At 42.0% G+C, this 25179-nt stretch carries 22 protein-coding genes, 1 tRNA gene and 3 pseudogenes; 13 read left to right on the forward strand and 13 right to left on the reverse strand.

Features of this window, described 5'->3' with window-relative positions:
* Position 1: 1 nt before the first annotated feature.
* Positions 2-706 (reverse strand): YveK family protein, encoded by a 705-nt coding sequence (locus tag BTW01_RS04385; RefSeq protein ID WP_162101822.1) that lies wholly within the window; start codon positions 704-706, stop codon positions 2-4.
* A 231-nt stretch (positions 707-937) separates the two neighbouring features.
* On the opposite strand from BTW01_RS04385, the gene slrR reads away from it, so the two are divergent.
* Positions 938-1396 carry an HTH-type transcriptional regulator SlrR gene (gene slrR, locus BTW01_RS04390; protein WP_162101823.1) on the forward strand — a complete coding sequence of 153 codons (459 nt, stop codon included), beginning with the start codon at positions 938-940 and terminating at the stop codon, positions 1394-1396.
* Between the two features lie 74 nt (positions 1397-1470).
* Entirely contained in the window at positions 1471-2940 is a 1470-nt protein-coding gene (locus tag BTW01_RS04395) for a carboxylesterase/lipase family protein (RefSeq protein ID WP_162101824.1), read from the forward strand.
* A 214-nt stretch (positions 2941-3154) separates the two neighbouring features.
* Here BTW01_RS04395 and padC read toward each other — a convergent pair whose 3' ends face one another.
* The 4 genes and pseudogenes from padC to BTW01_RS04410 form a co-directional block, all read right to left on the reverse strand.
* Positions 3155-3640 carry a phenolic acid decarboxylase gene (padC, locus tag BTW01_RS04400; protein ID WP_162101825.1) on the reverse strand — a complete coding sequence of 162 codons (486 nt, stop codon included), beginning with the start codon at positions 3638-3640 and terminating at the stop codon, positions 3155-3157.
* A pseudogene (locus BTW01_RS18665) lies at positions 3600-4026 on the reverse strand (DUF3237 domain-containing protein). The gene padC and the pseudogene BTW01_RS18665 overlap by 41 nt, the downstream one beginning before the upstream one ends.
* Before the next feature lie 115 nt (positions 4027-4141).
* Complete coding sequence (locus BTW01_RS04405) at positions 4142-4825, reverse strand: aspartate/glutamate racemase family protein (protein WP_162101826.1); 684 nt, start codon at positions 4823-4825, stop codon at positions 4142-4144.
* A 15-nt stretch (positions 4826-4840) separates the two neighbouring features.
* Positions 4841-6196: a serine hydrolase gene (locus BTW01_RS04410; protein WP_162101827.1), complete on the reverse strand. Its 1356-nt coding sequence runs from the start codon at positions 6194-6196 to the stop codon at positions 4841-4843.
* A 515-nt stretch (positions 6197-6711) separates the two neighbouring features.
* On the opposite strand from BTW01_RS04410, the gene BTW01_RS04415 reads away from it, so the two are divergent.
* The 6 genes from BTW01_RS04415 to BTW01_RS04440 all read left to right on the forward strand — a co-directional run bounded on the left by BTW01_RS04415 (position 6712) and on the right by BTW01_RS04440 (position 12851).
* A complete protein-coding gene (locus BTW01_RS04415) occupies positions 6712-8136 on the forward strand; it encodes a glycoside hydrolase family 68 protein (protein ID WP_162101828.1) in 1425 nt (474 codons plus the stop codon).
* Positions 8137-8212: 76 nt separating this feature from the next.
* Positions 8213-9763, forward strand: a complete 1551-nt coding sequence (locus BTW01_RS04420; RefSeq protein ID WP_162101829.1) for a glycoside hydrolase family 32 protein — start codon at positions 8213-8215, stop codon at positions 9761-9763.
* Between the two features lie 106 nt (positions 9764-9869).
* Positions 9870-11432, forward strand: a complete 1563-nt coding sequence (gene aspP, locus BTW01_RS04425; RefSeq protein ID WP_162101830.1) for an aspartate/proton symporter AspP — start codon at positions 9870-9872, stop codon at positions 11430-11432.
* Between the two features lie 97 nt (positions 11433-11529).
* Positions 11530-12114, forward strand: a complete 585-nt coding sequence (locus tag BTW01_RS04430; RefSeq protein ID WP_162101831.1) for a TetR family transcriptional regulator — start codon at positions 11530-11532, stop codon at positions 12112-12114.
* Between the two features lie 81 nt (positions 12115-12195).
* A complete protein-coding gene (locus BTW01_RS04435) occupies positions 12196-12531 on the forward strand; it encodes an SMR family transporter (protein ID WP_162101832.1) in 336 nt (111 codons plus the stop codon).
* Entirely contained in the window at positions 12531-12851 is a 321-nt protein-coding gene (locus BTW01_RS04440) for a DMT family transporter (RefSeq protein WP_162101833.1), read from the forward strand. Before BTW01_RS04435 ends, BTW01_RS04440 begins: the two co-directional genes overlap by 1 nt.
* A gap of 35 nt (positions 12852-12886) precedes the next feature.
* On the opposite strand, the gene BTW01_RS04445 is transcribed toward BTW01_RS04440, so the two are convergent.
* On the reverse strand, positions 12887-13399 hold the full coding sequence (locus tag BTW01_RS04445) for a DUF3231 family protein (RefSeq protein WP_162101834.1): 513 nt from the start codon (positions 13397-13399) through the stop codon (positions 12887-12889).
* 562 nt (positions 13400-13961) lie between these two features.
* On the opposite strand from BTW01_RS04445, the gene BTW01_RS04450 reads away from it, so the two are divergent.
* Entirely contained in the window at positions 13962-15677 is a 1716-nt protein-coding gene (locus tag BTW01_RS04450) for a ribonuclease YeeF family protein (protein WP_162101835.1), read from the forward strand.
* A complete protein-coding gene (locus BTW01_RS04455) occupies positions 15678-15959 on the forward strand; it encodes a hypothetical protein (RefSeq protein WP_162101836.1) in 282 nt (93 codons plus the stop codon).
* A gap of 128 nt (positions 15960-16087) precedes the next feature.
* On the opposite strand, the gene BTW01_RS04460 is transcribed toward BTW01_RS04455, so the two are convergent.
* Positions 16088-16411, reverse strand: coding sequence for a hypothetical protein (locus BTW01_RS04460; protein WP_048655161.1), 324 nt, complete (start codon positions 16409-16411; stop codon positions 16088-16090).
* A gap of 159 nt (positions 16412-16570) precedes the next feature.
* On the opposite strand from BTW01_RS04460, the gene BTW01_RS04465 reads away from it, so the two are divergent.
* Positions 16571-17218 carry a hypothetical protein gene (locus BTW01_RS04465; RefSeq protein ID WP_162101837.1) on the forward strand — a complete coding sequence of 216 codons (648 nt, stop codon included), beginning with the start codon at positions 16571-16573 and terminating at the stop codon, positions 17216-17218.
* A 99-nt stretch (positions 17219-17317) separates the two neighbouring features.
* Here BTW01_RS04465 and BTW01_RS04470 read toward each other — a convergent pair.
* Positions 17318-18028, reverse strand: a pseudogene (locus BTW01_RS04470) (LysM peptidoglycan-binding domain-containing protein).
* A gap of 27 nt (positions 18029-18055) precedes the next feature.
* Here BTW01_RS04470 and BTW01_RS04475 point away from each other — a divergent pair.
* Positions 18056-18568, forward strand: a pseudogene (locus tag BTW01_RS04475) (site-specific integrase); the annotation flags it as partial.
* A 135-nt stretch (positions 18569-18703) separates the two neighbouring features.
* Here the strand turns inward: BTW01_RS04475 and BTW01_RS04480 are convergent.
* Positions 18704-18779 (reverse strand) — tRNA-Arg (locus BTW01_RS04480).
* A gap of 271 nt (positions 18780-19050) precedes the next feature.
* Between BTW01_RS04480 and clpP the strand changes: the two genes are divergently transcribed.
* Positions 19051-19647: an ATP-dependent Clp endopeptidase proteolytic subunit ClpP gene (clpP, locus tag BTW01_RS04485; protein WP_162101838.1), complete on the forward strand. Its 597-nt coding sequence runs from the start codon at positions 19051-19053 to the stop codon at positions 19645-19647.
* A 40-nt stretch (positions 19648-19687) separates the two neighbouring features.
* Here clpP and pgmB read toward each other — a convergent pair whose 3' ends face one another.
* The 4 genes from pgmB to BTW01_RS04505 are packed head-to-tail and all read right to left on the reverse strand — an operon-like array spanning position 19688 to position 25178.
* A complete protein-coding gene (gene pgmB, locus BTW01_RS04490) occupies positions 19688-20365 on the reverse strand; it encodes a beta-phosphoglucomutase (RefSeq protein ID WP_162101839.1) in 678 nt (225 codons plus the stop codon).
* Positions 20362-22047, reverse strand: coding sequence for a glycoside hydrolase family 13 protein (locus BTW01_RS04495; RefSeq protein ID WP_162101840.1), 1686 nt, complete (start codon positions 22045-22047; stop codon positions 20362-20364). The genes pgmB and BTW01_RS04495 overlap by 4 nt, the downstream gene beginning before the upstream one ends.
* Positions 22040-24313 (reverse strand): glycoside hydrolase family 65 protein, encoded by a 2274-nt coding sequence (locus tag BTW01_RS04500; protein WP_162101841.1) that lies wholly within the window; start codon positions 24311-24313, stop codon positions 22040-22042. The genes BTW01_RS04495 and BTW01_RS04500 overlap by 8 nt, the downstream gene beginning before the upstream one ends.
* Entirely contained in the window at positions 24291-25178 is an 888-nt protein-coding gene (locus BTW01_RS04505; RefSeq protein WP_162101842.1) for a DUF1189 domain-containing protein, read from the reverse strand. The genes BTW01_RS04500 and BTW01_RS04505 overlap by 23 nt, the downstream gene beginning before the upstream one ends.
* Position 25179: the final 1 nt, after the last annotated feature.

Below are 25179 nucleotides of genomic sequence, written 5' to 3' on the forward strand. Positions count from 1 at the left end.
TTCACTCCCCGAAATGTTGTTTCCCGCAATTCCGCCCTTTTCGGACATCAGGGACGGAGCCTAAGCATGGCATTCTGGTTCTCTCGCTGATCTGCCGTGCGCTTTTGCACGTATCATCGAGAAAATGCAGAAAAAATGCCAGTGTAATGCCGCCGATGACAGCAGCGCCAAAAGCCATAATCACATTTCGCACTCTGGCCGGCTTGATCATCGGACTTTCAGAAGCCTTTGCCTCCGATAATATATGTATGCCTCGCACATTCATTCTTTCATCTACTTCTTTTTCAAACTTGTCCACTAATGTGTTTGCAATCTCAGCCGCTTTCTCCGGGTCGTGATCTCGGACGGCAATGGTGATAATTTCTGAATCATTTTCACTGCTGGTCACTACTTTTCCTTTCAGCGTGGAAGCCGATTCAGAAAGATGCAACTCTGCCTTGATCTCTTTCATCAAAGCCGTGCTTTTCATAATCGATTGAAACGTGCTGCTGTACTGAAGATTTCGCTGGATGTCACTGAGATTCGAGTTTCCTCCACCGCCTGATTCATGAATCAGCACTTGTGTCGACGCTTGATAGATCGGTGATATGACCTTAAATTGCACAAAACCCGAAATCAGGGTCACGCCGATTGTAAGGAGCAGAATCAGCACGAACCTCTGTCTGACAATCGCATATAACTCTTTAAAACTCATATTCTCATTCATGTATTCATAGCCTTCAGGCTTCCCGCGCCCCTTTCTGTTAATGATTGGATTATAAAAGAAAACTATTCTATTTAAAAATTGCAAAATAAGCCATTAAGTTCTCTTTAAAGAACAAAATCATGATTTTTCTCTAATTTACTACACTTCCCTTATGATTTCAAATTTTATAAAGAACAAACTATTCCTTATAATGAACAAAATAACGACAGGAATAGAGGAGAATTTCATATCATGATTGGAAGAATTATCCGTTTATACCGTAAAAGAAAAGGCTATTCTATTAATCAGCTGGCTATGGAATCAGGTGTATCTAAATCCTATTTAAGCAAGATTGAGAGAGGGGTTCACACGAATCCATCCGTTCAATTCTTAAAGAAAATTTCTGCCACACTAGAGGTTGAATTAACAGAATTATTCGACGCAGAAACCATGTTGTATGAAAAAATCAGCGGTGGAGAAAACGAATGGCGCGTGCATCTTGTGCAAGCCGTCCAAGCTGGAATGGAAAAAGAAGAGTTGTTCACTTTTACGAACATACTAAAGGAAGAACCGTCTAAAACTGCTTCCTATCGCAAACGTAAACTGACTGAATCTAATATTGAAGAATGGAAGGCGCTGATGGCGGAAGCCAGGGAAATCGGCTTGACCGTCCAGGAAGTTAAATCCTTTTTCAAAACGATGGGAAGATGAATATCGGTCAAGGGCTGACGTTCGCATCCGCAGGGCAAACCTGTTTATAATGGGGGAAAAAGGGAGAGAATGCAATGACTCAAAAAACAGTAATAACTCAATATGGCAAAGTGAAAGGCACAACGGAAAATGGTGTACATAAATGGAAAGGCATCCCTTATGCCAAGCCGCCTGTCGGACCATTGCGTTTTAAAGCACCGGAACCTCCAGAAGCGTGGGAAAACGAACTTGACGCAACAGTGTACGGCCCGATTTGCCCGCAGCCATCTGATTTACTGTCATTTTCCTATGCTGAGCCGCCCCGTCAGTCTGAAGACTGCCTGTCTCTCAATATATTTGCGCCGGACACTCTAAGTCAAAACCTGCCTGTCATGGTGTGGATTCACGGCGGCGCTTTTTATCTTGGATCAGGCAGTGAGCCATTATACGATGGCTCAAAATTTGCGGCACAGGGAGAAGTTATTGTCGTTACGCTGAATTATCGACTGGGGCCATTTGGATTTTTACATTTGTCTTCGTTTGATGATGCATATTCCGATAACCTTGGGCTTTTAGACCAAGCCGCCGCACTGAAATGGGTGCGAGACAATATCTCAGCATTTGGCGGTGATCCGGATAACGTAACAGTATTTGGAGAATCGGCAGGAGGCATGAGTATTGCCGCGCTGCTTACTATGCCGGCAGCAAAAGGCCTGTTCCAGAAAGCGATCATGGAAAGCGGCGCTTCCAGAACGATGACAAAAGAAAAAGCGGCTAGTACAGCAGCCGCCTTTTTACAGGTTCTTGGGATTGACGAGAATCAATTGGACAGATTGCACACTGTATCTGCGGAAGATTTGCTGAAAGCTGCCGATCAGCTTCGAAAAGAAGAAGGTGAAAATATCTTTCAGCTGTTCTTCCAGCCCGCCATTGATCCGAAAACGCTGCCCGCTGAACCAGAAACAGCAATCGCAGAAGGTGCTGCTGACGGCATTCCGATTATTATTGGTACAAATCGAGATGAAGGCTATTTATTTTTCCCACCCGACTCAGCCGTTCTTCCGCAGGAAACGCTGGATGCCGCACTTGAGTATTTATTAGGGCAGCCGCTGGCCGAGAAAGTTGCCGACCTTTATCCCCGTTCGCTGGAAAGCCAAATTCATATGATGACTGATTTATTGTTTTGGCGTCCGTCGGTTGCCTATGCATCCGCCCAGTCCCATTACGCACCTGTCTGGATGTACCGCTTTGATTGGCACTCGGATCATCCGCCGTTTCATAAAGCGGTTCACGCCATAGAAATTCCTTTTGTTTTCGGAAATCTGGACGGGTTAGAACGCATGGCAAAAGCGGAGATTACCGAAGATGTAAAACAGCTGTCCCATACCATACAATCAGCATGGATCACGTTCGCAAAAACAGGAAACCCAAGCACTAAAGATGTAAATTGGCCATCGTATCATGAAGATACAAGGAAGACGCTGATTTTCGATTCTGAGCTTACAATTGAAAACGATCCTGACTCCGAAAAAAGACAAAGCCTATTCCCTTCACAAGGAAAATAAACATAAGGAAAAAGGATACGCTGTCATCATTGTAGCTGCTTGTATCATTTGCTTGTCAGCAGTCGTGGTTTTATGGGAACATCCATTTCAAGACCGTTTAATTGACTGGGAATCATCACGATTTTCGCGGGAACTGTGATCGTTCCCGTAAATTCAACAAAAAGAAAACCCGGGAAAAAGAGAACTCACTCTCTTTTTCCCGGGTTTTTGTTTTTTACAATTTTCCCGCGCGAATATTGTCTGTCATGCCTTCATAAGGAGCTTTCGAAATTACTTTTTCATTGTCGGCTCCTTCATTTTTCAGAAAAGTAATTTCTGCAAATTCAGGTACAACATATTTTGGATATGTTTCGTACTTCTCACGGGATTCTTTCATTAGGTCAATGTGGTCATTTTGGTAACAGACCGTAATTTCTGGATGCTCATGCACCCATTTCGGGAAGAAAATAATGCCGTGCATACGTTTTTCATTCGGCATAAAGTTTAATGAAACATCTGTGCCTGTTGGCTCTGTCCAAGACACTTTATAAACGCCTTCTGTCAGTTTAACAATATTGACTTCCTGGTCCCGAACCCAGCGCCCGGCAACCATTCCGCTATGAATTCTATAATCAATAGTATGATCGTTTTTAATATAAATCTCGTATTCCCATCCGTTTTCATAAGTATAAATCATGTGGCTTCCGATAAAGTTTTCCATCTTTCACACTCTCCTTAGTCTTTACTGTACTTCGTCGAACGTAATCAGGGGTTCTTTCTGCGGAACCGATATCGGCTCACTGCCTGCTTCGGCACCGTACGGAAAAAACATGCTCCGGATCAATGATTTCTCCGGCCGCAGCTTGTCCTCGAAACGACTCGATGACTTGCCGTATTCTATTATTTTTCATGTAAATCAGTTCATGATCGGCTGTTTCTGAGATATGTGGCAGATAAATGTTTCACTGCCACGGTTATTGTTCCCGAACGAATAAAAATTCATCGTCTTAGTCCCAATTCTGCCCCACCAATGGCAATAGGCAGATCAACCTTAATTTCTAAAGAGGCGAATGGTTTTAAAATCGGATGATCCTTCACTAGCACCACTCAATCTCCAGAAAAAATCATGTAACTATTTACATGTTTAATTTAACATTATTTCATGCAACTGTCAAACAATAGGAGCATCAAAAAAACAAGGACGATTTGCAGACAGTCCTTGTTAGCTTCGATAGGAAAGATATGTGCTGACAGTGCTTTTTGCAAGACAGTCAGCGGAATCGATAATCGGAATCTCACTTTGAATATGATCTAACACCACATTTAAATCTGTACAGGCTGAAATGATGATATCTGCATGCAGACTGATTTCTTCATATAGCGTCTGCCACAATACGTGTGTATGCTGCATATGGTTCGGCTGTTTAATTGCGGCGATAAGCTGATTCACAGCCTGCTGCCAATGATCCTTGTGAACAAATTCCTGTCCGTTTGAGCTCAGCCCTTTTTGATAGATGCCGGATTGGATGGTTGAATCTGTCCCTAAAACCACCGCTTTTTTTGCAGATTGCGGAATTTCTTTTATTGTTTCCTCAATGATATGTAACAAAGGAACCGATAACGCCTGTTGAATCTCTTCATAGTACACATGCGCCGTATTACAAGGAAGAGCAATAAAATCAATGCCTGTCTTCTCGAGATTCACCGCTCCATCAATAATCGCTCTTTTCATCTCGTCATGGTCAATGGGACGATCTGCATAAAAGGGGGTCGGACAAGAATAGATCATCATGTGCGGGTAGTCCATATCATGTGAAGCTCCATACAGCTTCTGACAGTAATCAATTACCTTATCAATAAACGGCGAGGTCGATTTCGGCCCCATTCCGGCTAATATTCCGATCATCACGTTCATTCCTTTCTAATTCTTACGGATCGCTTCTTCTTTGGAGCCATCTTCATAGAGGATAAAGCTTTTCACAGCTTCTTCCCTTAATATAAATTCGACTTCAACAGACAATGATCGCAGAAAGAAACGGGTTTCCGAGGAAGGAAATAGTTCCAGTTTCGGCTGGCCGGTGATCTCCAAATAAAGACGTTCATGCTCGGCTGTCACCCATATAGCTGTTCCATCCTGAAAGGAGTAGCTGCCAATATAGCGACTGTATATCGACGTATCAATTGCTTGTTTCTTTTTATGAGCAGGACGTTCCGGGATCTCATAAGGCTGATCAAATAAAATATGTTCCGCCGCCTTCAGAATCGCCTGTTCATATTCAGCTTCCTCTTCCTTATTGCTCAAATAGATCAGCGTTTTGCGATGATCAATATATCGCATCATCATCGTCGAATAGCCGGGCCACCTTCCGTCGTGACTGACAATTCGCCCTTTTTCAGTCGTGTTTTGCAGCCCCCAGCCAAAGCCGTAATTAATTGTTTCCCCATTGTTGAGACGCACAGGAGCAAATGCGGATTCCTTAGAAGCCCTGCTGATGAAATCATCCCGATATAAAGCCTGATCAAATCGGAACAAATCACTTGCGACAGCATTCACTGTCCCATCTCCCTGTATGCCATCGAGATACATAACATAGTTTGTTTCCACCAGATCATCTGGAAGGACGTATGTTTCTGAATGTACATCATACACATATCCATATGCATAATGTTCCAATCGCTCAGGCCTATGCCTCCTATTATACACTCTCGTTTCCTTCATGCCGGCTGGTGAAAATACACTTGTTTTCATAAAATCCGCATAGCTCATGCCAGATGCTTTTTCAATAATAACTGCCAGAAGCACATACCCCGTATTGCTGTACAGCCAGCCTTCATTTGGCTTAAAATAACGAGGCAGCCCCTCATTCATCAGCATATTGACAATATCCTGATTCACCGCAATCTTTTGTTGATCCCAATTGGCAATAAACCAGCCCATATAATCAGGAAGCCCTGACGTATGGTTTAATAGATGTCGAATGGTAACGCCCTGATATGGAAAACCGGGCAGCCACCGCTCCACTTTGTCTTCATATCCAAGAATCCCTTTCTCCTCCAGCAATATAATGCCCAAAGCTGTAAATGGTTTTGACAGGGATGCTAATTCAAATAAAGAATTGGTCTGCAAAGGGCGTTTTTCCTTCAGCTCTGCATAACCAAAAGAGTGATGATATAAAATATAGCCATCCTCCGCAGCCAAAACCGTCCCATTAAACTGATATTTTTCAGCTAAAACAGAAAATAACCTGCTAAGATGCTTGCTTTTTTCTTGTTTCATTTTTACACCTCCCTTATTGTCTACGATTATTATCCTTCTATGTTTCAATGATTTGAAAATATTCTGAAATATAATTGCAAATCTAAAGTCGAAATCGCACCGTCCACACAGCAGCTAAGCATTGTCTTTTAAAAGACCGATATACCAGGAAAGAAAACGGATTCACCACGTTTTTATGCAGAAAACATCACGCATTTTCCATACAACTTATTAGTCTAATAGAACTACATCAACAGAGGCCTTATTTCATTATCTATCAAACAAAAGGGGATAAAAGACCCGTTGCAATCGAAACAAGAGTCTAATAGAATGATGTCGAAAAGTAAATCACGCAGGTTTGTTACTGATAAAGCAGGCAAGACCTAAAATATGTAAAGGGCAAAGTGTATTCTTTGTACGACCCCTTACATGTTTTAGGTCTTTTTTATTGTGCGTAACGGACTTGCCATCTTCTAACAGGAGGGCTGGAAGAAGCGGATCACTTACACAGTACATAAAAAAAGGAGACATGAACGATGAACTTCAAAAAGTTTGCAAAACAAGCAACAGTATTAACCTTTACTACTGCACTGTTGGCAGGAGGCGCGACTCAAGCATTTGCGAAAGAAACATCTCAAAAACCGTATAAGAAATCTTACGGCGTTTCCCATATTACCCGCCATGATATGCTGCAAATCCCTGAACAGCAAAAAAATGAAAAATATCAGGTGCCTGAATTTGATTCATCCACAATTAAAAATATCCCTTCTGCAGAAGGCTTGGACGTTTGGGACAGCTGGCCACTGCAAAACGCTGACGGCACAGTCGCAAACTATCATGGCTACCACATCGTTTTCGCATTAGCTGGAAGCCCTAAAGATGCGGATGATACATCCATTTACATGTTCTATCAAAAAGCTGGCGAAACTTCTATTGACAGCTGGAAAAACGCTGGCCGCGTCTTCAAAGACAGCGACAAATTCGATACAAATGATTCAATCCTGAAAGATCAAACACAAGAATGGTCTGGTTCAGCAACATTCACATCTGACGGTCACATCCGTTTGTTCTACACGAACTTTTCTGGTAAACATTACGGTAAACAAACACTGACAACTGCACAGGTTAACGTAGACACATCTGACAGCTCTCTGAACATCAAGGGTGTAGAGGACTTCAAATCAATCTTTGACGGCGGTGACGGCAAAAAGTATCAAAATGTACAGCAGTTCATCGATGAAGGTAACTACACTTCCGGCGATAACCATACGTTGAGAGATCCGCACTACGTAGAAGATAAAGGCCGCAAATACTTAGTATTTGAAGCAAACACTGGTACTGAAAACGGCTACCAAGGTGAAGAATCTTTATTTAACAAAGCATACTACGGCAAGAGCACATCTTTCTTCCGTGAAGAGAGTAAAAAACTTTTGCAAAGTGATAAAAAACGCACAGCTGAATTAGCAAACGGCGCACTCGGTATGGTTGAGCTAAATGATGATTACACACTGAAAAAAGTCATGAAACCATTAATTACATCTAACACGGTCACAGATGAAATTGAACGTGCGAATGTCTTTAAAATGAACGGCAAATGGTATCTGTTCACTGACTCTCGCGGCTCAAAAATGACAATCGATGGCATTACATCTAATGACGTTTACATGCTTGGTTATGTATCTAATTCCTTAACTGGCCCATACAAGCCGCTGAACAAAACAGGTCTCGTGTTAAAAATGGATCTTGATCCTAACGATGTAACCTTTACTTATTCACACTTCGCTGTGCCTCAAGCTAAAGGAAACAACGTTGTCATTACAAGCTACATGACAAATAGAGGTTTCTTTGAAGACAAAAAAGCAACGTTTGCACCAAGCTTCCTCTTAAACATCAAAAACAATAAAACATCTGTTGTAAAAGACAGCATCCTTGAACAAGGGCAATTAACAGTTAACAAATAAAAAATGCGAAAGAAAATGCCGATATTCTATTGGCATTTTCTTTTATTTCTTATCAATTTTTTAAAGGTGAATCCCAATGGACTTTATAAAAGCAGGCAAATGCCTAACCATATTCCTAATCTTTTTAGGAATATTACTGTTTATCAACCTATTTCCAAACAAAGAAACTGTCAAAAAAACAAAATCAGCACAGAAGCCGGACTACCGAGCAGCCTATCATTTTACAGTTCCAGATAAATGGAAAAACGATCCCCAAAAACCGGTTTATTTGGATGGACAGTATCATTATTTCTATCTGTATAACCGGGATTACCCAAATGGGAATGGCACAGAATGGCGCCATGCCGTATCAGAGGATTTGGTGCATTGGACTGATGAAGGCGTGGCGATCCCGAAATATACAAACCCAGCCGGTGACATTTGGACCGGTTCTGTGGTGATCGATAAAGAAAACACAGCCGGATTCGGGAAAAACGCGCTTGTTGCAATTGTGACACAGCCTTCAGACAAAGAAAAAAATCAAGAGCAATATTTGTGGTACAGCACAGACAAAGGAAAAACATTCAAGCCCTACAGTGATAATCCTGTTATGCCTAATCCGGGTACAGACGATTTCAGAGACCCGAAAGTCATTTGGAATGAAGAGGACAACAAATGGGTAATGGTCATGGCTGAAGGAACAAAAATCGGCTTTTATGAATCCGATAATCTAAAGGACTGGCGTTACACAGGCGGATTCTTCCCAGAGCAGGCGGGCATGGTGGAATGTCCCGACCTCTACATGATGCGGGCAAGCGACGGAACGAATAAGTGGGTTCTCGGCGCCAGTGCGAATGGCAAACCGTGGGGCAAACCAAATACGTATGCCTACTGGACCGGAAGCTTCGACGGAAAAACATTTACAGCGGATCAGACTGAAGCCCAATGGCTTGACTATGGCTTTGACTGGTACGGAGGCGTCACATTTGAAGACGGCAATAGCACAGATCCATTAGAAAAGCGTTATGCACTTGCCTGGATGAACAATTGGGATTATGCCAACAACACACCGACACTAAAACATGGCTTTAACGGGACAGATTCTGTCATACGCGAATTACGGCTGCAAGAGCAGGACGGCATATACAGCCTCATCTCACAGCCGACCGAAGCTTTGGATCAACTGACTGTTTCAACTGATAAAGCAGAGAATCAAGATGTGAACGGGTCAAAAACACTTCCCATTACAGGTGATACGTACCAGCTTGATTTGGACCTTTCTTGGTCAGAGCTAAAGAATGCAGGGGTCAGACTGAGAGAGTCAGAAGACAAAAAAAGTCACATCGATGTCGGCATTTTTGCTGAAGGCGGCTATGCATATGTCAACAGATCAGCCACAAATCAGCCTGACAAAAGCAATAACTATGTCGAAAGCAAGGCTCCTTTCGATGTGGATAAACAGCAGGTACATTTAAAAATCCTCGTCGATAAAACAACGATAGAAGTATTTGTCGGCGACGGGAAAGCTGTTTTTTCAAATGAAGTGTTTCCAAAACCTGATGATAAAGGAATGTCTCTTTTTTCAGAAGGCGGCACAGCCACATTTAAAAATATAACGGTGAAGCATTTAGATTCGATTCATGAATAAAAAAGAGGTGCAGCGCAGGCTGCACCTCTTTTTTATTAGAGCGGTATTCTCTTTTACATATTGGGCATTGTAAGGAAGGTAGGACTGGTTTCTAAGGAGGAATCGAATGTCTAAACAAGGAAATTTTCAAAAATCAATGTCGCTGTTTGATCTGATTTTGATTGGGATGGGAGCCATTTTTGGATCAGCATGGCTGTTCGCTGTCAGTAATGTCGCTTCAAAAGCAGGTCCATCGGGCGCTTTTTCCTGGATCATCGGCGGAGCCATTATTCTGTTAATCGGACTCGTATACGCGGAGCTTGGAGCCGCTCTCCCCCGTACCGGAGGCATCATTCGATACCCTGTGTATTCCCATGGCCATCTTGTCGGCTATTTAATTTCATTTGTCACGATTGTCGCTTACACAAGCTTGATTTCAATTGAAGTGACAGCTGTTCGTCAATATGTGGCCTATTGGTTTCCCGGGCTGACCATAAAAGGTTCTGATTCGCCGACCATAGCAGGATGGATCTTACAGTTTGCATTGCTATGCATGTTTTTCCTGCTGAATTATTGGAGCGTCAAAACCTTCGCTAAAGCGAATTTCATCATATCGATTTTTAAATATATTGTACCGATTACCATCATCATCGTGCTCATCTTCCATTTTCAGCCGGAGAATTTATCTGTTCAAGGATTTGTACCATTTGGTTTTACAGGTATTCAAGCTGCGATTTCCACAGGCGGCGTCATGTTTGCCTATCTTGGCCTGCACCCGATTGTCGCCGTCGCAGGTGAAGTGCAAAATCCAAAACGCAACATCCCGATTGCTTTAATCATTTGTATCATCGTTTCAACCATTATTTATACAATTCTGCAGGTTACCTTTATTGGGGCCATTCCGACAGAAACGCTAAAACATGGCTGGCCGGCTATCGGGCAGGAATTTTCATTGCCGTTTAAAGATATTGCGATTATGCTCGGTTTGGGATGGCTTGCAACGCTTGTCATTTTAGATGCCATTCTGTCTCCCGGAGGAAACGGGAATATTTTCATGAATACGACATCCCGCCTCGTTTACGCCTGGGCGCGGAACGGCACATTATTCGGCATATTTTCAAAGGTCAATAAAGAAACCGGAACGCCCCGCGCTTCACTCTGGCTTTCGTTTGCCATGTCGATATTTTGGACGCTTCCCTTCCCTTCGTGGAACGCGCTCGTCAATGTCTGTTCTGTCGCGCTCATCCTTTCTTATGCGATTGCCCCGATTTGTTCAGCAGCGCTAAGGGTTAATGCGAAGGACTTGAACAGGCCGTTTTATTTAAAAGGAATGAGCATCATCGGACCGCTCTCCTTTATTTTCACAGCGTTTATTGTGTACTGGTCAGGCTGGAAAACTGTTTCCTGGCTGCTCGGTTCACAGCTCGTGATGTTTTTGATCTATCTCTGTTTCAGAAAATATGCGCCACAAGAGGATGTCAGCCTTGCCCAACAGTTAAAATCAGCATGGTGGCTTGTCGGGTTTTATATCATGATGCTGATCTTTTCCTATATCGGTTCATTCGGAAATGGCGTAGGCATCATCAGCAATCCCGTCGATCTCATTTTAGTCGCTATCGGGTCACTTGCGATTTTCTACTGGGCAAAGTATACCGGGCTTCCGAAAGCCGCTATTGATTATGATAAATAAAGAAGCAAGAGATTTTCTTGCTTCTTTATTCTTTACAAAATATACATACCGGCGATAAAATGAATGATAGTCAGTCATTACAGGAGGTGTTCCTCTCATGCCAAAACAAACATCAGGCAAATATGAGAAAATACTGCAGGCTGCCATAGAAGTGATTTCTGAAAAAGGTCTCGACAAGGCCTCTATTTCTGATATTGTCAAAAAGGCCGGCACTGCTCAAGGAACGTTCTATTTGTATTTCTCATCTAAAAACGCCCTCATTCCGGCAATTGCAGAAAATCTTCTCACCCACACACTGGATCAAATCAAAGGAAGACTTCAAGGGGATGAGGAATTTTGGGCTGTTTTAGATATATTGATTGATGAGACATTTCTCATTACTGAACGTCATAAGGATATTATCATCCTCTGTTACTCTGGACTCGCGATTGATCACTCCATGGAAAAATGGGAGGCGATTTACCAGCCTTATTATTCTTGGCTGGAAAAAATCATTAATAAGGCGATTGCAAACCATGAGGTAACGGAAGGAATCAATGCAAAATGGACGGCCAGAACGATTATCAACTTGGTCGAAAATACCGCAGAGCGATTCTATATTGGATTTGAACAAGATGAAAATATCGAAGTGTATAAAAAAGAAATCTTTACTTTCTTAAAACGGAGTTTAGATACAGCTTAAAAAATGGCTGGGTAACACCACTCATTTTTTAACGGCTCAAAAATGACTGACGTTCATTCATAAATTAGTGAGGTGTTTGATTTGAATTGGGTGCTCGTTTTCATTGCAGGGCTTTTAGAAGTGGTTTGGGCCTCTTCCCTTAAACATGCCGATTCGCTTTTGGATTGGGTGATCATTTTTATTTTAATCGCAATCAGCTTTATCTTGTTGATCCGCTCTTATCAAAAAATCCCGATGGCTGCTGCATACACTGTGTTTGTCGGAATTGGAACCATCGGAACATATCTTACTGGAATTATGTTAGGCGAAGCCTTCTCAGCAGCGCAAATGTTCTTTTTAGCTTTATTGCTGGCCGGTATTTTAGGAATGAAGCGATTCACGAAAGAAACTAAATCGAATCCGGAAGGTGAAAAATAATGGCATGGTTTTTATTAGTGGTTGCCGGCATAGAAGAAATTATCGCGGCAATCGCCATGAAATATATAGACGGAACAAGAAAAAAATGGCCGATTATCGTGATGACTGCTGGATTTGGCTTATCCTTTTACTGCCTCTCCCAAGCGATGCTGGTCCTTCCTGCAGGAGTCGCTTATGCCGTCTGGACCGGCATTGGCAGCATTGGCGTTTCGGCAGTCGGATTTATCTGGTTTAAGGAGCGATTTCAGCTGCCGCAGGTGATTTCCCTTTGCCTTATCCTAGCGGGCGTTATCGGTCTGCGTCTGACGGCTTCCTCATAAGATAAGGGCACATACAGCTGTATATGCCCTTGCCATTAAGCGTCTTGATGTTTTTGAAGATGAAGCGGCGGCGGGATCAGCCAGCCTTTGTTTTTTAGCAGTTTTAAGTATTTTGCGCCGGTTGCCGCTTTCGATATATGAAATTGCCCAAATATCATGGCGATGTCCTCACGAATCGACTGCCCCATTATTTTGCTGCATGTCACAAGGCCTGCAGCATTTTCTGCTGCCGCAGAGGCCGCCACATCCGGATCAAGAAACCGCGCACCCGGCGGGATATCGTTCAGATCTGCTGACGGCGGTTCAGGTGAAGCCGGCGGGAGCGCCACCCCATTTTCCTTCAAGATTGTGCTGACCTGTTTTATTTCATCCTGACCCTTCTCAATCGATTCACGAAGCAGCTTCTTTAGATCATCATCACCGACATGATTCAATAGCATCTGGTAATTGCCGATCATTTTATTGCCCGCCAGCACATAACTCCATAAGCTGAATACCTCACCGTAATGCATCGGTTCATCTTGCGGATTTCCGCTTAAAATACCCATGTTCATCCTCCTTGCAAAATTCAATGTCACACATACCATAACGTGCCCAAGAGGAGGAACAAGTATGTTCCGTTGAGAAAGATTTTTGAAATAAAACAAAAAAAGACAAGAGCGGCATAATGCCAAACCCTTGTCTTTTCTGTTGTTGTATCGGACGCGTACGGAGGACGTATAATATACCTCTCTAAACGTTGATATATAAGTTTTTTTAAGAATACTTGTGTGAAATTTGTGTAAATGTTTATGTAACCCCGATTAGCAAGAAAATGAAAGAATCCGCCTCTTCCCGAACTAAAAAGAAAGATTGGGAAAAGCAAACAAGAAATACGTGAGTCCACAAAAAGCCTGATCCGAAAAGGCTCTCTTTCATGGGATAAAGAAAAGAAAATATGGATTATATAAAGTCCCTCTCTAATGAGTCGGGACCTTTTTGTTTTACACAACAGGAATAAAGACACAGATCAAACGATTCATTTTCATCTAATACAAAGACTTTTCAATTGTTCACCTTTTCCTCGTGGTAAAATTTTGAGTGTGAAATTCCAAAAGAAGGGACATGAACATGAAAGTATTTGAAGCCAAATCACTGCTTTCAGAAGCAGATAGACGCGTAAAAGAATACAAGGAATTAAAAAGTCAGATGGTCGATCTAAAAAAGGCTTTTAAAGCCGTAGCTGATTTAGATGACAGTGAGTTTTCCGGTAAAGGTGCCGACAACATAAAGGCATTCTATGAGGATCAAGCCGGGATCGCTGACCAGTGGATTGATTTGATCGAGACAAAAATCACATTTCTCACAAGTATTACTGGCATTTTGGAAGATGCAAGCTTATCCGATGCCTACATAGAAGAATCTTTTTTAGAACACGAGCTGGCCAACGCTTATACTAAATCAAAATCCATCATGTCAGAACAGAAAAAAGCAATAAAAGACATTCTAAATGACATCAACGACATACTACCACTAGATTTATTCTCCACAGAAACTTTTAAAGACGAACTCTCTTCAGCCGACAACAAACGTACCAAGACCATCAAAAAAATTCATGAAGTCGATGAAAATTTAACATCTGAATATGCACTCTCAGAAGCAAATGAACAAATGATTCAGGCGGGTTACCAAGCACTCATGAACGCTACAGCAAAAGGTAAAAACGCCTCCCCTATCCACTATAATGCAAAAGCTTATAGGGACAGTGAAATTCATAAGATGACCGAGGATGTAAAAAAACAAACTACTGACTATATTTCCTTTAAAGATCAGCAGGCCGAACAAAGAAGAATTGCGAAGGAACAGGAAGAACTCGCAAATAGACCATGGTATGAAAAGACCTGGGATGTCGTTTGTAATTTTACAGGGGAAGTCTCTGGCTATTATGATTATAAAAGAGCCGCTGATGGCGTCGATCCAGTCACCGGTGAAAAATTAACTGCTGGGCAACGGGTGGCAGCTGGAGCGATGGCTGCGGCAGGTTATATCCCGATTGTGGGATGGGCTGGAAAATTAGCAAAAGGCGGAAAAGCTGTTTATTCAACCAGTAAAGCACTCTACACAGCAGACAAAGCACTTGATGTCTACAAAACGCCAAAGACATTCCATGCTCTTCAAAACTCCAGTAAAGGACTCTACGGACTTGCCTCAGCGAATGGATTTAGTGAAGCAATAACCGGCCGAGATATGTTTGGGAATAAGATTTCTGAGGAGAGACGTGAAAACAGCTTTAATAGCGCTCTAGCTGCTCTCGGTCCTGTAGGAGCAATCGGGACGGGAAAATTATTGAAAGCAAGCGCAGGAGCCGGAAAATCCTCAAATCTCTATCGTGGAGATAAAGATTTATATTCCACCAAAGCAGCTAACGGATTAGGAAAATCACATATTGATCCGGACACCGGAAATCTTGTGCCAATAAATAAAGAAGGAATGTATAAAGGTAGACAAGTCACAGTGACAGAACATATTTTAGGCGGATTTAGAGGAGCTCAAAAGTCTAATAGTCCGTACACCAGTTTCACGATGAATAAAAATGTAATCATTAATTACGGTGATAGTTCTATTGAATTGAATCTGCCGGCTTTGCGAAAGGCCATCCAATCAGGAGAAGTAAAAGGAGTAGCTATTTTATCTCCAAAACAAATTGAACGTCTAATAAAGAATGATAAGCATTCAGATTATTGGAAGAAAAGGGCTCTTAGTTGGACAAAAAGGGATACTGAATATTTAATAAGAGGCGAAATACCAAAAGAGTATTTTAAATTGCATCAAAAGGAGGGAAAATAAGTGTTCCTTTACTATAAAGATGAAAAGCTAGGCGAAATTCACGACGTTAGCGGAGAAGGTATGTGGATGTACGGTATACTCAGCCCATATGAAAACATCGAGACCTTTCGAGACCTTTTTAATGACCTTATTGACGAAGATGGTGACTTTGATGAAACGAAATACGACGAAGAATGGTTAGAAGATGAAAATTGGTACATCCTTGACGAGAACAACAGCAAACGAGGAATCATTGTTCCTGCAGTTTACCCTGACGGAGCTATTAACTGGAGATGGACATAAAACAGGGGTTTTCTCCGTTTTGCGTTATCGCTTTTATCCACAAAGGCGCTCTTTCTTGGGATAAAGAAAAGAAAATATGGATTATATAAAAAGCCCTTCTCATATGAGTTGGGCTTTTTTTGAGGCTATTATCTTTCCTCAATAGGATTGTGTTTAGTTGATTTCAACCCTGTTATCACTTTTTTGATGATCTTTAGTATTACATAAACCATTAGGACAGCGATTAAATAATTTACAACATTAAACTCTGTCTTTATAAATTCTGTTGGAGTAAATAACAAAAACCTATTTCCTACAAACCCATCATAGCTACGATAAATCACAAATTGAATAGGGAAACCGAGAGCATACCCCAATTCTGATACCTTCTCATAGGGTATTACAAAAATCGAAATAAGCGGAACTAGAAAGCTTATCAAACCTAACTTGTATTTTTTCAATCGGTTTTTCATGCAATCACTCCCTTCCCCTTATATGTTATCCGGCAATTATAACATATCCAAATAAATAAATTTATTGAAAAATATAAATATTTTGGTTTTTTATGGATTTCAGGACTTTCATATGTTTTAATTAGTTTGTAAGAACTAAATTGAATGGAGGTTGAAAGTATGAAAAGGATTTTAGTCTTAGTCATTGCCCTTGGCTTGGCTTTGGTTCCTTTTGCTTCAGCCAACGCAGAATCCACAACAAAAGAGATTGCTGAAACAAAGAACCAAGTGGTAGAGTTACAAAAGGACCTTGGTTTTGAATTAGTGGATGTCTCAAGTGAAGAATTTTCAAGTGTATCTAAAAAGGATTTTTTGAAGTTTGACTCAGTTCAGGATTTTAAAGAGTTTATTAAAGATGCTCAACAACCACAAAAATTTGAAGAGACCATTAATGTTAGTGAAGATACTCCACTAATAAAACCACAAGTGAGTGACTCACATGTTATCAATTGGTGGGCCCCTTTTACAGGTTGGGGTATGACAGGGGTGGCTTGCTGGAAAAATATCGCGTTTAATTACCAATATAAATTTGTAAATAAGAAGCCTCAGTTCACCAAAGTGTCGGGTATTGACTCTTATGTTACTGGCATTAACGTAGCTTGGTGGAAACAAACTGGACAGAGCTATAACATTACTAAAACCAAAACAACTAATGATACTGCAAAAATTAAGGTTGTAGGAGCTATGGTTCTTGGTATTGACATTAAAGGATTTACGATTGGAGCTAAAATCGGACAAACTTGGAATGGCAGTTTGCGTTTATATTAAAAGCAAAAAGGGGTGGTTGATACCCCTTTTTATTTTATTCAATTTCCGAAATTAAGTGCATACATAGGGACACTTAAAAGTCTTTGGTCAGAAGTCTTTTTATTTCAATTTCTCCTCAATTTTCGCTTTAGTCTTCGGTCCATAAATGCCGTCAGCAGTCAGGCCATTTACTGACTGGAATCGTTTGACCGCATTTGCTGTTTTCCATCCATACACGCCGTCGATGCCGTTATTCTTCGCTCCTTTGTCCGGGTAGAAATAAAGAGCAGCCAGAGCATTTTGAATCTGCCTTACGTCATCCCCTTTTCGCATAGGACTTGTTGCTTTATAGATGCCAGAAGGCAGCGCATAGGACGTTTTTTGGCTACTTGGTTTAGGGCTTGAAGTGCTCGAACCTGTGAGCTTTAATACTTGGCCGACCTTGATCAAGTTCGGGTTTTTGATATCGTTCAAGCTTTGCAGGGTTGCTACACTCATCCCATGCTCTTTTGCAATTGTGGAAAGAGTATCTCCTTTTTTTACTGTGTAAGTGCCCCACAAGCTTTAGGCGCAGACGATGACGGTTTAGAAGATGTTTTTCCCGCCCAGCGCCTTCAATTGTTTTTCAATGGCGGTCTTAACCTCATCCCATCTACCCTCTGACAAAATACGGTGAGAACAGTATTTCCCGTTCCAGTCTTGATGTTTACGAACTTGATCAACACCCCAGCCGCGTTCTTTAAGCAGCTGCGCCACAAATTTGATTGCCAGCTTTTCTGCCGCCTTATATTTAGCGCCTCCTGACTTGCTGTAACAGATTTCAACACCGATAGATTTACGGTTCCCTTAACTAAAGACGATTTTAATTTCGATTCGAATGAAATCACAATCAACAAAACATGGGACTATAAAACAGGAAAAGGATTTACTTCTACAAAAAATGATCCTTCAAACAGGGTAATTAAAATGGATTCCAAAACAATGAGCCTGTTCGAAAATTTATTTGAAAGAATACCTTATCATAAGGAAGGCCTTATTTTTGTCAGTCCCAATAACTCAAGGAAATTTCTTACAAACGAATTTGTTAATAAAATATTGCGCAAAACGTTGAACGACTTAGAAATTGAACCTGTAACGATTCATGGTTTAAGACATACCCACGCCAGCATACTTCTTTACAAGAAAATATCCATTTATTATGTATCAGAACGGTTAGGACATGCTGGGATTGATACGACTCTTAAATATTATGCACATGTGGTGAAAGAGCTTCGAGAAGAAGATACACAAAACACACTCGAATTGTTTCAACAAATGCTCTCTCTTGAAAAAAACAAGCGTGTAAAAAAACCGTGTGCAAGATTTGTGTAAAACAATGAAATAGTAACTTTTTTATCGCTTTCTCAGGCTCCCAATAAATCCATCAAAACAAAGAAAAACCCTTGCTCAGCAAGGGTTTTCAACTTCTTTAGGGTTTATTAATCTAAACCTATCTAATGCTCATGACGCGCTCGGAGGGATTCGAACCCCCGACAGACGTGGTACCGGAAACCACCGCTCTATCCAACTGAGCTACGAGCGCATATTCACTGTGTTATAAGAACGTCAGCACAAATCATTATACGATAATTCCATTCAAATAACAACCCTCTATTTCAAGAGCAACCTTTTTAAAAACAGATACATCATCTGATTTGGCAATCTGGCATATGATGGTTTGAACCTCTGTATTTTTGGGGAAAATGGGAAAAAGAGACGACTTTGCATATCCAGCCAGCTTTTTGTTTGACCTTTATTGACCAAAAATGTATCATGTAACTACATACTTACCTAAAAGGTGAAGGAGGAGCATTATGAATTTAATACCTACAGTCATTGAACAAACGAACCGCGGGGAAAGAGCGTATGACATTTACTCCCGTCTATTGAAAGACCGTATCATCATGCTTGGATCTGCGATTGATGACAACGTTGCGAACTCCATCGTGTCACAGCTTTTATTCTTAGAAGCGGAAGATCCTGAAAAAGATATTTCTATTTACATCAACAGCCCGGGCGGCTCTATCACAGCTGGTATGGCGATCTATGATACTATGCAGTTTATTAAGCCGAAGGTATCTACCATTTGTATCGGTATGGCTGCATCAATGGGCGCGTTCCTGCTTGCTGCCGGCGAAAAAGGCAAACGCTATGCGCTTCCAAACAGTGAAGTTATGATTCACCAGCCTCTTGGCGGTGCGCAAGGTCAGGCGACAGAAATTGAAATTGCTGCGAAACGCATTCTCTTGCTTCGCGACAAATTAAACAAAGTTCTTGCTGAACGTACTGGCCAGCCGCTTGAAGTGATCGAACGCGACACAGACCGCGATAACTTCAAGTCTGCTGAAGAAGCGCTTGAATACGGTCTGATTGACAAAGTCATGACTCGTAACACAGAAGAGCAAAAATAATACTGTAACCTGCAAGGGCTATGTCTCTTGCAGGTTTTTTTCATGATAAACCTTTTATTCTGTACTGTTCCCATTCCTCCTTCAACAGCCCAAACGTCAAATCACACGTTTGCCGCACAATGAGGTCAGCACCACACATTGACTGTTCATGACCGACTCCAACCGCAAACATCCCCGCAGATTTGATTGCGCAAATGCCTGCTTCAGCGTCTTCTATTGCCGCGCAATCAGCCGGGGAAACACCGAGAAGCAATGCAGCTGTTAAAAAGATTTCAGGATCAGGTTTCCCGTTTGTGAGAGCAGCCGGGTCAACAATGGCATGAAAAACATCAATGATCTCCAAACGTTTTAAAATCGCGGAAGCATTGCGGCTGGAAGATGCTAACCCGATTTTTATATGCTGACTTTTCAATTCACAAAGAAGCCCGCCGATTCCCGGCAAAAGATCTTCAGGCGTTAATTTGCTGATCAATGTTTGATAATAGTGATTTTTTTGATTTAAAAGTTCTTTTTTCTCTTCATTTGTATACCTTGTTTCTGCACCGCCAAAGATAAGCAGGCGTTCAAGTGACTCTTCTCTGCTGATTCCTTTTAGGCTTTCATTCACACTTCTGTCAAAGGGAATATCGATTTGTTCTGCGATATGCTTCCAAGCGAGAAAATGGTATTCCGCAGTATCTGTTATCACTCCGTCTAAATCAAAAATGACCGCTTTCATGTGCTGATGCCCATCATAGCTTCATAAGGCTCGAGGCAAATGCTCTTCAAGTCGGCCCGCCCCTGCGGATAGTTTGAAATTAACACTTTCCATTGCTTATGAAGCAATTCTTGAGGCATCTCGAACAGAGCTTTAACTGCCGACAAGTTCACAATGACGAGCAGCTTTTGCCCTTGATATTCACGAAGGTAAGAAAAGATTTGCGGATCGTTCTCGTGAAGCAGCTGAAAATCTCCATATATTATAATCTTGTATTGCTTTCGTAATTGAATGAGCTTCTGGTAGTAATAAAAAATTGAATCTTGGTCTGCCAAGGACTCTTTCACATTGATATCGTGATAACGGGAATTTACCGCTATCCAAGGGTTTCCGGCTGTGAATCCCGCATGTTCTCCGTCATCCCATTGCATCGGTGTTCTCGCATGATCCCGTCCTTTTTTTGCCGCGGCTTTTAGAAATTCTTCATCTGACATCGTTTTGTTTTCAATGACCAGCTCACGATACGCATTTTTGATTTCAAGATCGTCATACATCTCCAGCGGCATATCACTGTTAACCATGCCGATTTCTTCTCCCTGGTAAATAAACGGTGTTCCCTTCATACCGTGGAGAACCGTTGCAAATGCCTTTGCACACAGTTTTCTCAGCTTTCCATCATTGCCCCAGCGGGAAATAACCCTCGGCTGGTCATGGTTTTCGAAATACAGGGTATTCCAGCCGGTGTTCATTAACCCGGTCTGCCACCTTGTCATCGTCTTTTTTAAAGCAATCAAATCAAACGGCTTAATCTGCCATTTCCCGTTTGGCGAGTTTTGTTCTGTATCAATATCCATATGTTCAAATGTAAAGATCATATTCAGCTCTTGCCGGCTTGCATCTGTGTACTTTTTCGCCTCTTCAATATCAGAGCCGTTTGCCTCTCCGACCGTCATGCAATCGTAATGAGAAAGCACTTCTCTGTTCATCTCCCGAATAAATTCATGAAGGCGAGGGCCATTGGAATGATAACGGCCGACGATATAGTTTTTGCTGTTATCTGTTTCATAGTCCGGAAAATCGGTGTGCTTGGAAATGGAGCCGATCACATCCATCCGCCAGCCGTCAACGCCTTGATCCATCCAAAATCTCATCACATCATAAACTTCTCGGCGTACGGCTTCATTTTCCCAATTTAAATCAGGCTGTTTTTTCGAAAAATAGTGCAAATAATACTGTCCTGTCCCTTCATCAAACGTCCACGCCGAACCCGAAAAAATCGATCCCCAATTATTCGGCTCTGAGCCATCCGATTTCGGATCTTTCCAAAAATAATAATTCCGGTAAGGATTGTCCTTTGACTTGCGGCTTTCTGCAAACCAAGCATGCTCATCTGACGTGTGGTTCACAACCAAATCCATGACGATTTTCATTCCGCGCTGATGCACTTCATCGATTAACTGAAACATATCTTCATTTGTCCCAAATTTTTCGTACATATTTCTGTAGTCGCTGATGTCATAACCGTTGTCATCCTGCGGGGAATCAAACACCGGCGAGAGCCAAATCACATCTGCCCCGAGATGTTTGATGTAATCCAGCTTTTGAATCACACCTTGCAAATCCCCGAATCCATCTCCATTGGCATCGTAAAAACTGCGCGGGTATATTTGATAAACGACAGCTTCTTTCCACCATTCACTCATCAGGCGTTCTCCTTTCACATTGTCCATTTAAGACAACCGGTTCCTCATACACTTTCATGCGAAGCGGCTCACCTTTTACAAGCTCAAAGACGGCGCTCATTCTGTCAACCGCAACACTGATTAATCGGTTTCGATAATTGATGTTGAACGAATATCCATCCCATTCTTTCGGCATAAACGGAGCGAATGACAGCGTCTCATTCGTGATCCGCATGCCTGCAAAGCCCTGAACGATCGCAAGCCAGCTTCCCGTCATTGATGTGATGTGCAAACCTTCTTCCGTGTCATGATTGTAATTGTCAAGATCAAGCCTAGCTGTACGCTTACATAATTCGAGCGCTTTCTTTTCCATCTTGAGCTCGGCTGCGAGTACCGCATGGACAGAAGGCGACAGACTTGATTCATGAACAGTCATCGGTTCATAAAACTCAAAGTTTCGCCGCTTTTCTTCCATTGTAAAACGGTCATGAAACAGATAAATGCCTTGAAGCACATCTGCCTGCTTAATAAAATTAGAGCGGAGAATTTTGTCCCATGACCAATTTTGATAAAGCGGCCTCTCAGCTGGATCTAACTCGTCCGCAGATTGCAGATCTTTGTCCAAGAATGTATCATGCTGAATAAAAATTTGCAGCTCTTCACTATACGGGTAATACATATGCTGAATGATGTCTCTCCAGGCCTTCAGTTCTTCTGCCTGCACAGCAAGCAGGCGGCGTTTTTCCGCTGAAATCCTTTCGAGATTTTCTAATGTATACTCCAATGTCCAAGCTGCCATGACATTTGTATACCAATTGTTGTTGACATTGTTTTCGTATTCATTCGGCCCTGTGACGCCGTGAATCATATATTTATTTATCCGTTTCGAGAAATGAACGCGGTCCGCCCAAAACCTGCTGACTTCCACAAGTACATCTATCCCGTATTCTTTCATATAATCATGATCGCCTGTATATTGGACGTAATGCCAGATCGCATAGCAAATGGCGCCATTGCGGTGAATTTCTTCGAAGGTGATTTCCCATTCGTTGTGGCATTCATCCCCTGTGAATGTCACCATCGGGTAAAGTGCCCCTTTCATCCCCAGTTTGGCAGCATTCCGTTTAGCAGCCTCCAAATGGTGATAGCGGTACAAAAGCAGGTTTTTCGTCACCGCCGGCTCGGCTGTCGCCACATACATCGGAACAGCGTACGCCTCCGTATCCCAATAGGCGGCCCCTCCGTATTTTTCGCCAGTAAATCCTTTCGGCCCGATATTCAAACGGGCATCGGCTCCGTAATACGTCGAAAATAACTGAAAGATATTGTAGCGGATTCCTTGCTGAAGTTCCTCATCTCCTTTAATTTCTATATCCGCTTTTGACCACCTTTCCTTCCATTGCTCGGTGTGCCTCCGTTTTGCTTCTTCATAGCCGTTCTCAAGAACACCCGCCAAAAGCTTCTTGGCTGTCGATAAAAGCTCTGTTTCCCGAACATCACGAGAAGTCGTGACGATAATAAACTTTTTCAATGAAGCCTTTGTTTGGTAGCTGTAGCGATTCTCGACATACATCGCGGCTGTTTGAGAGCTTTCATTAATAAAATCTTCTGTCACGTTAGCCATTGCGGCTGAAACTGTAAAGCGCGGTGTTCCAAACGGATTTTCGATCGTTTTTGTGACCAAATGGCCGTGGTGAGTATCAGCCCCCCTTGCTTCTTCCTGCCAAAACTGTTCCTCGTAATTAGAATCTTCATTTGCGACATGTCCGTCTAGATAAGGCACAAGCGTAATAACAGCATCTTCTGTCAGGCATTCCGCTTCATAATGAATGACGCAAAGCTCTTTTACGGCAAGGCTAAGAAATCGCTCTGACTTGATTTTGACGATCTTATCCTGAATACGGACAACAGCGCTTCGCCGCAGAATTCCCTCTTTCATATTGAGCTCCAACTTAAATGATTCGATTTGATTTTGATAAAGATCGACTTTTTCACCGTCAACATATAAGCCAATGCCAACAAAGTTCATCGCATTAATCACTTTTCCGAAGTATTCCGGATACCCGTTTTTCCACCAGCCTACTCGTGTTTTGTCAGGAAACCACACGCCTGCAATATATGTGCCTTGATGGCTGTCACCTGAATAGCCCTCTTCAAAATTCCCTCTCACTCCCATATAACCGTTAGCAAGAGAAGTCAGGCTTTCCTGCAGTCTTGTATGCTCCTTTTGAAATGTATGTGTTTTGATTTTCCATTCATCAATCTCAAATAATCGCTGATTTATCATGATTTCCTCCCGAATGTAAGTTTCCATTATAATGGCGGATTTTGGTCAAATATTTAAATACAAAAGAGATCATCAAAGTGACGCCGCACGAATGAATCATCAATACAGTAATCAGGTCAAAATGAACCATACCGACAGCAGCTGCCGTAAATGCCGGCAGTGCTGATGCGCAAACCGCCATAGATGCCGCTTCCTTGATCGACGCAATAGAGATCATGTTTGATTTTTTTGTGATCCAGATGCCTCCCGCAAGAACAGCCGTTACAAAAATCTGAATCATAAACATCACTGCATATGCCAGCACCATGATCATCGGCTTATACTGTGCCAGCCACAATGTATTGATCAACACCTCTATATCATGAACGTTCGGTTCCTTAAGCTCAGTGTCCATTTTTGCATAACCAACAGAAAATCCCGCTCCGTTTTGATCGGTGATCACTAGTTGATCAGATTGAAATACGACGGCATTATCATACCCATTTACTTTCAAGCGGCCATTTTCCCCGCTTGTCTGATATTTATGCCTTTTATCAATCGCCAGCAAATTCCGCCCCTCTTCAACCTGCTCAGAGTTCTTCCCGCCTGTCAGTTTTCCATTTCTGATGTGAAAACCTTGTAATTGATCAGCAAATTGATTATTAACCTGTTGAATCGCTGATGGCATAAAGGATGTAATCCTGTAGTGATCCATTTTCATAAACGAGACCGTTAACGGCGCCATCAAACAGGCTGTTATAAACATAAACAGAAAGAAAAGCTTCAGCCAGCTGAATGTATTCCTGTAACGGCAAACACCTGACGGGCAGAAAATCGCTTTCAAGAAGCAGATAATAAAGCTTTCATTTTGCAGATCATTTTTCATG

The sequence above is a fragment of the Bacillus sp. SKDU12 genome (assembly GCF_010093085.1).
Classification (GTDB): domain Bacteria; phylum Bacillota; class Bacilli; order Bacillales; family Bacillaceae; genus Bacillus; species Bacillus mexicanus.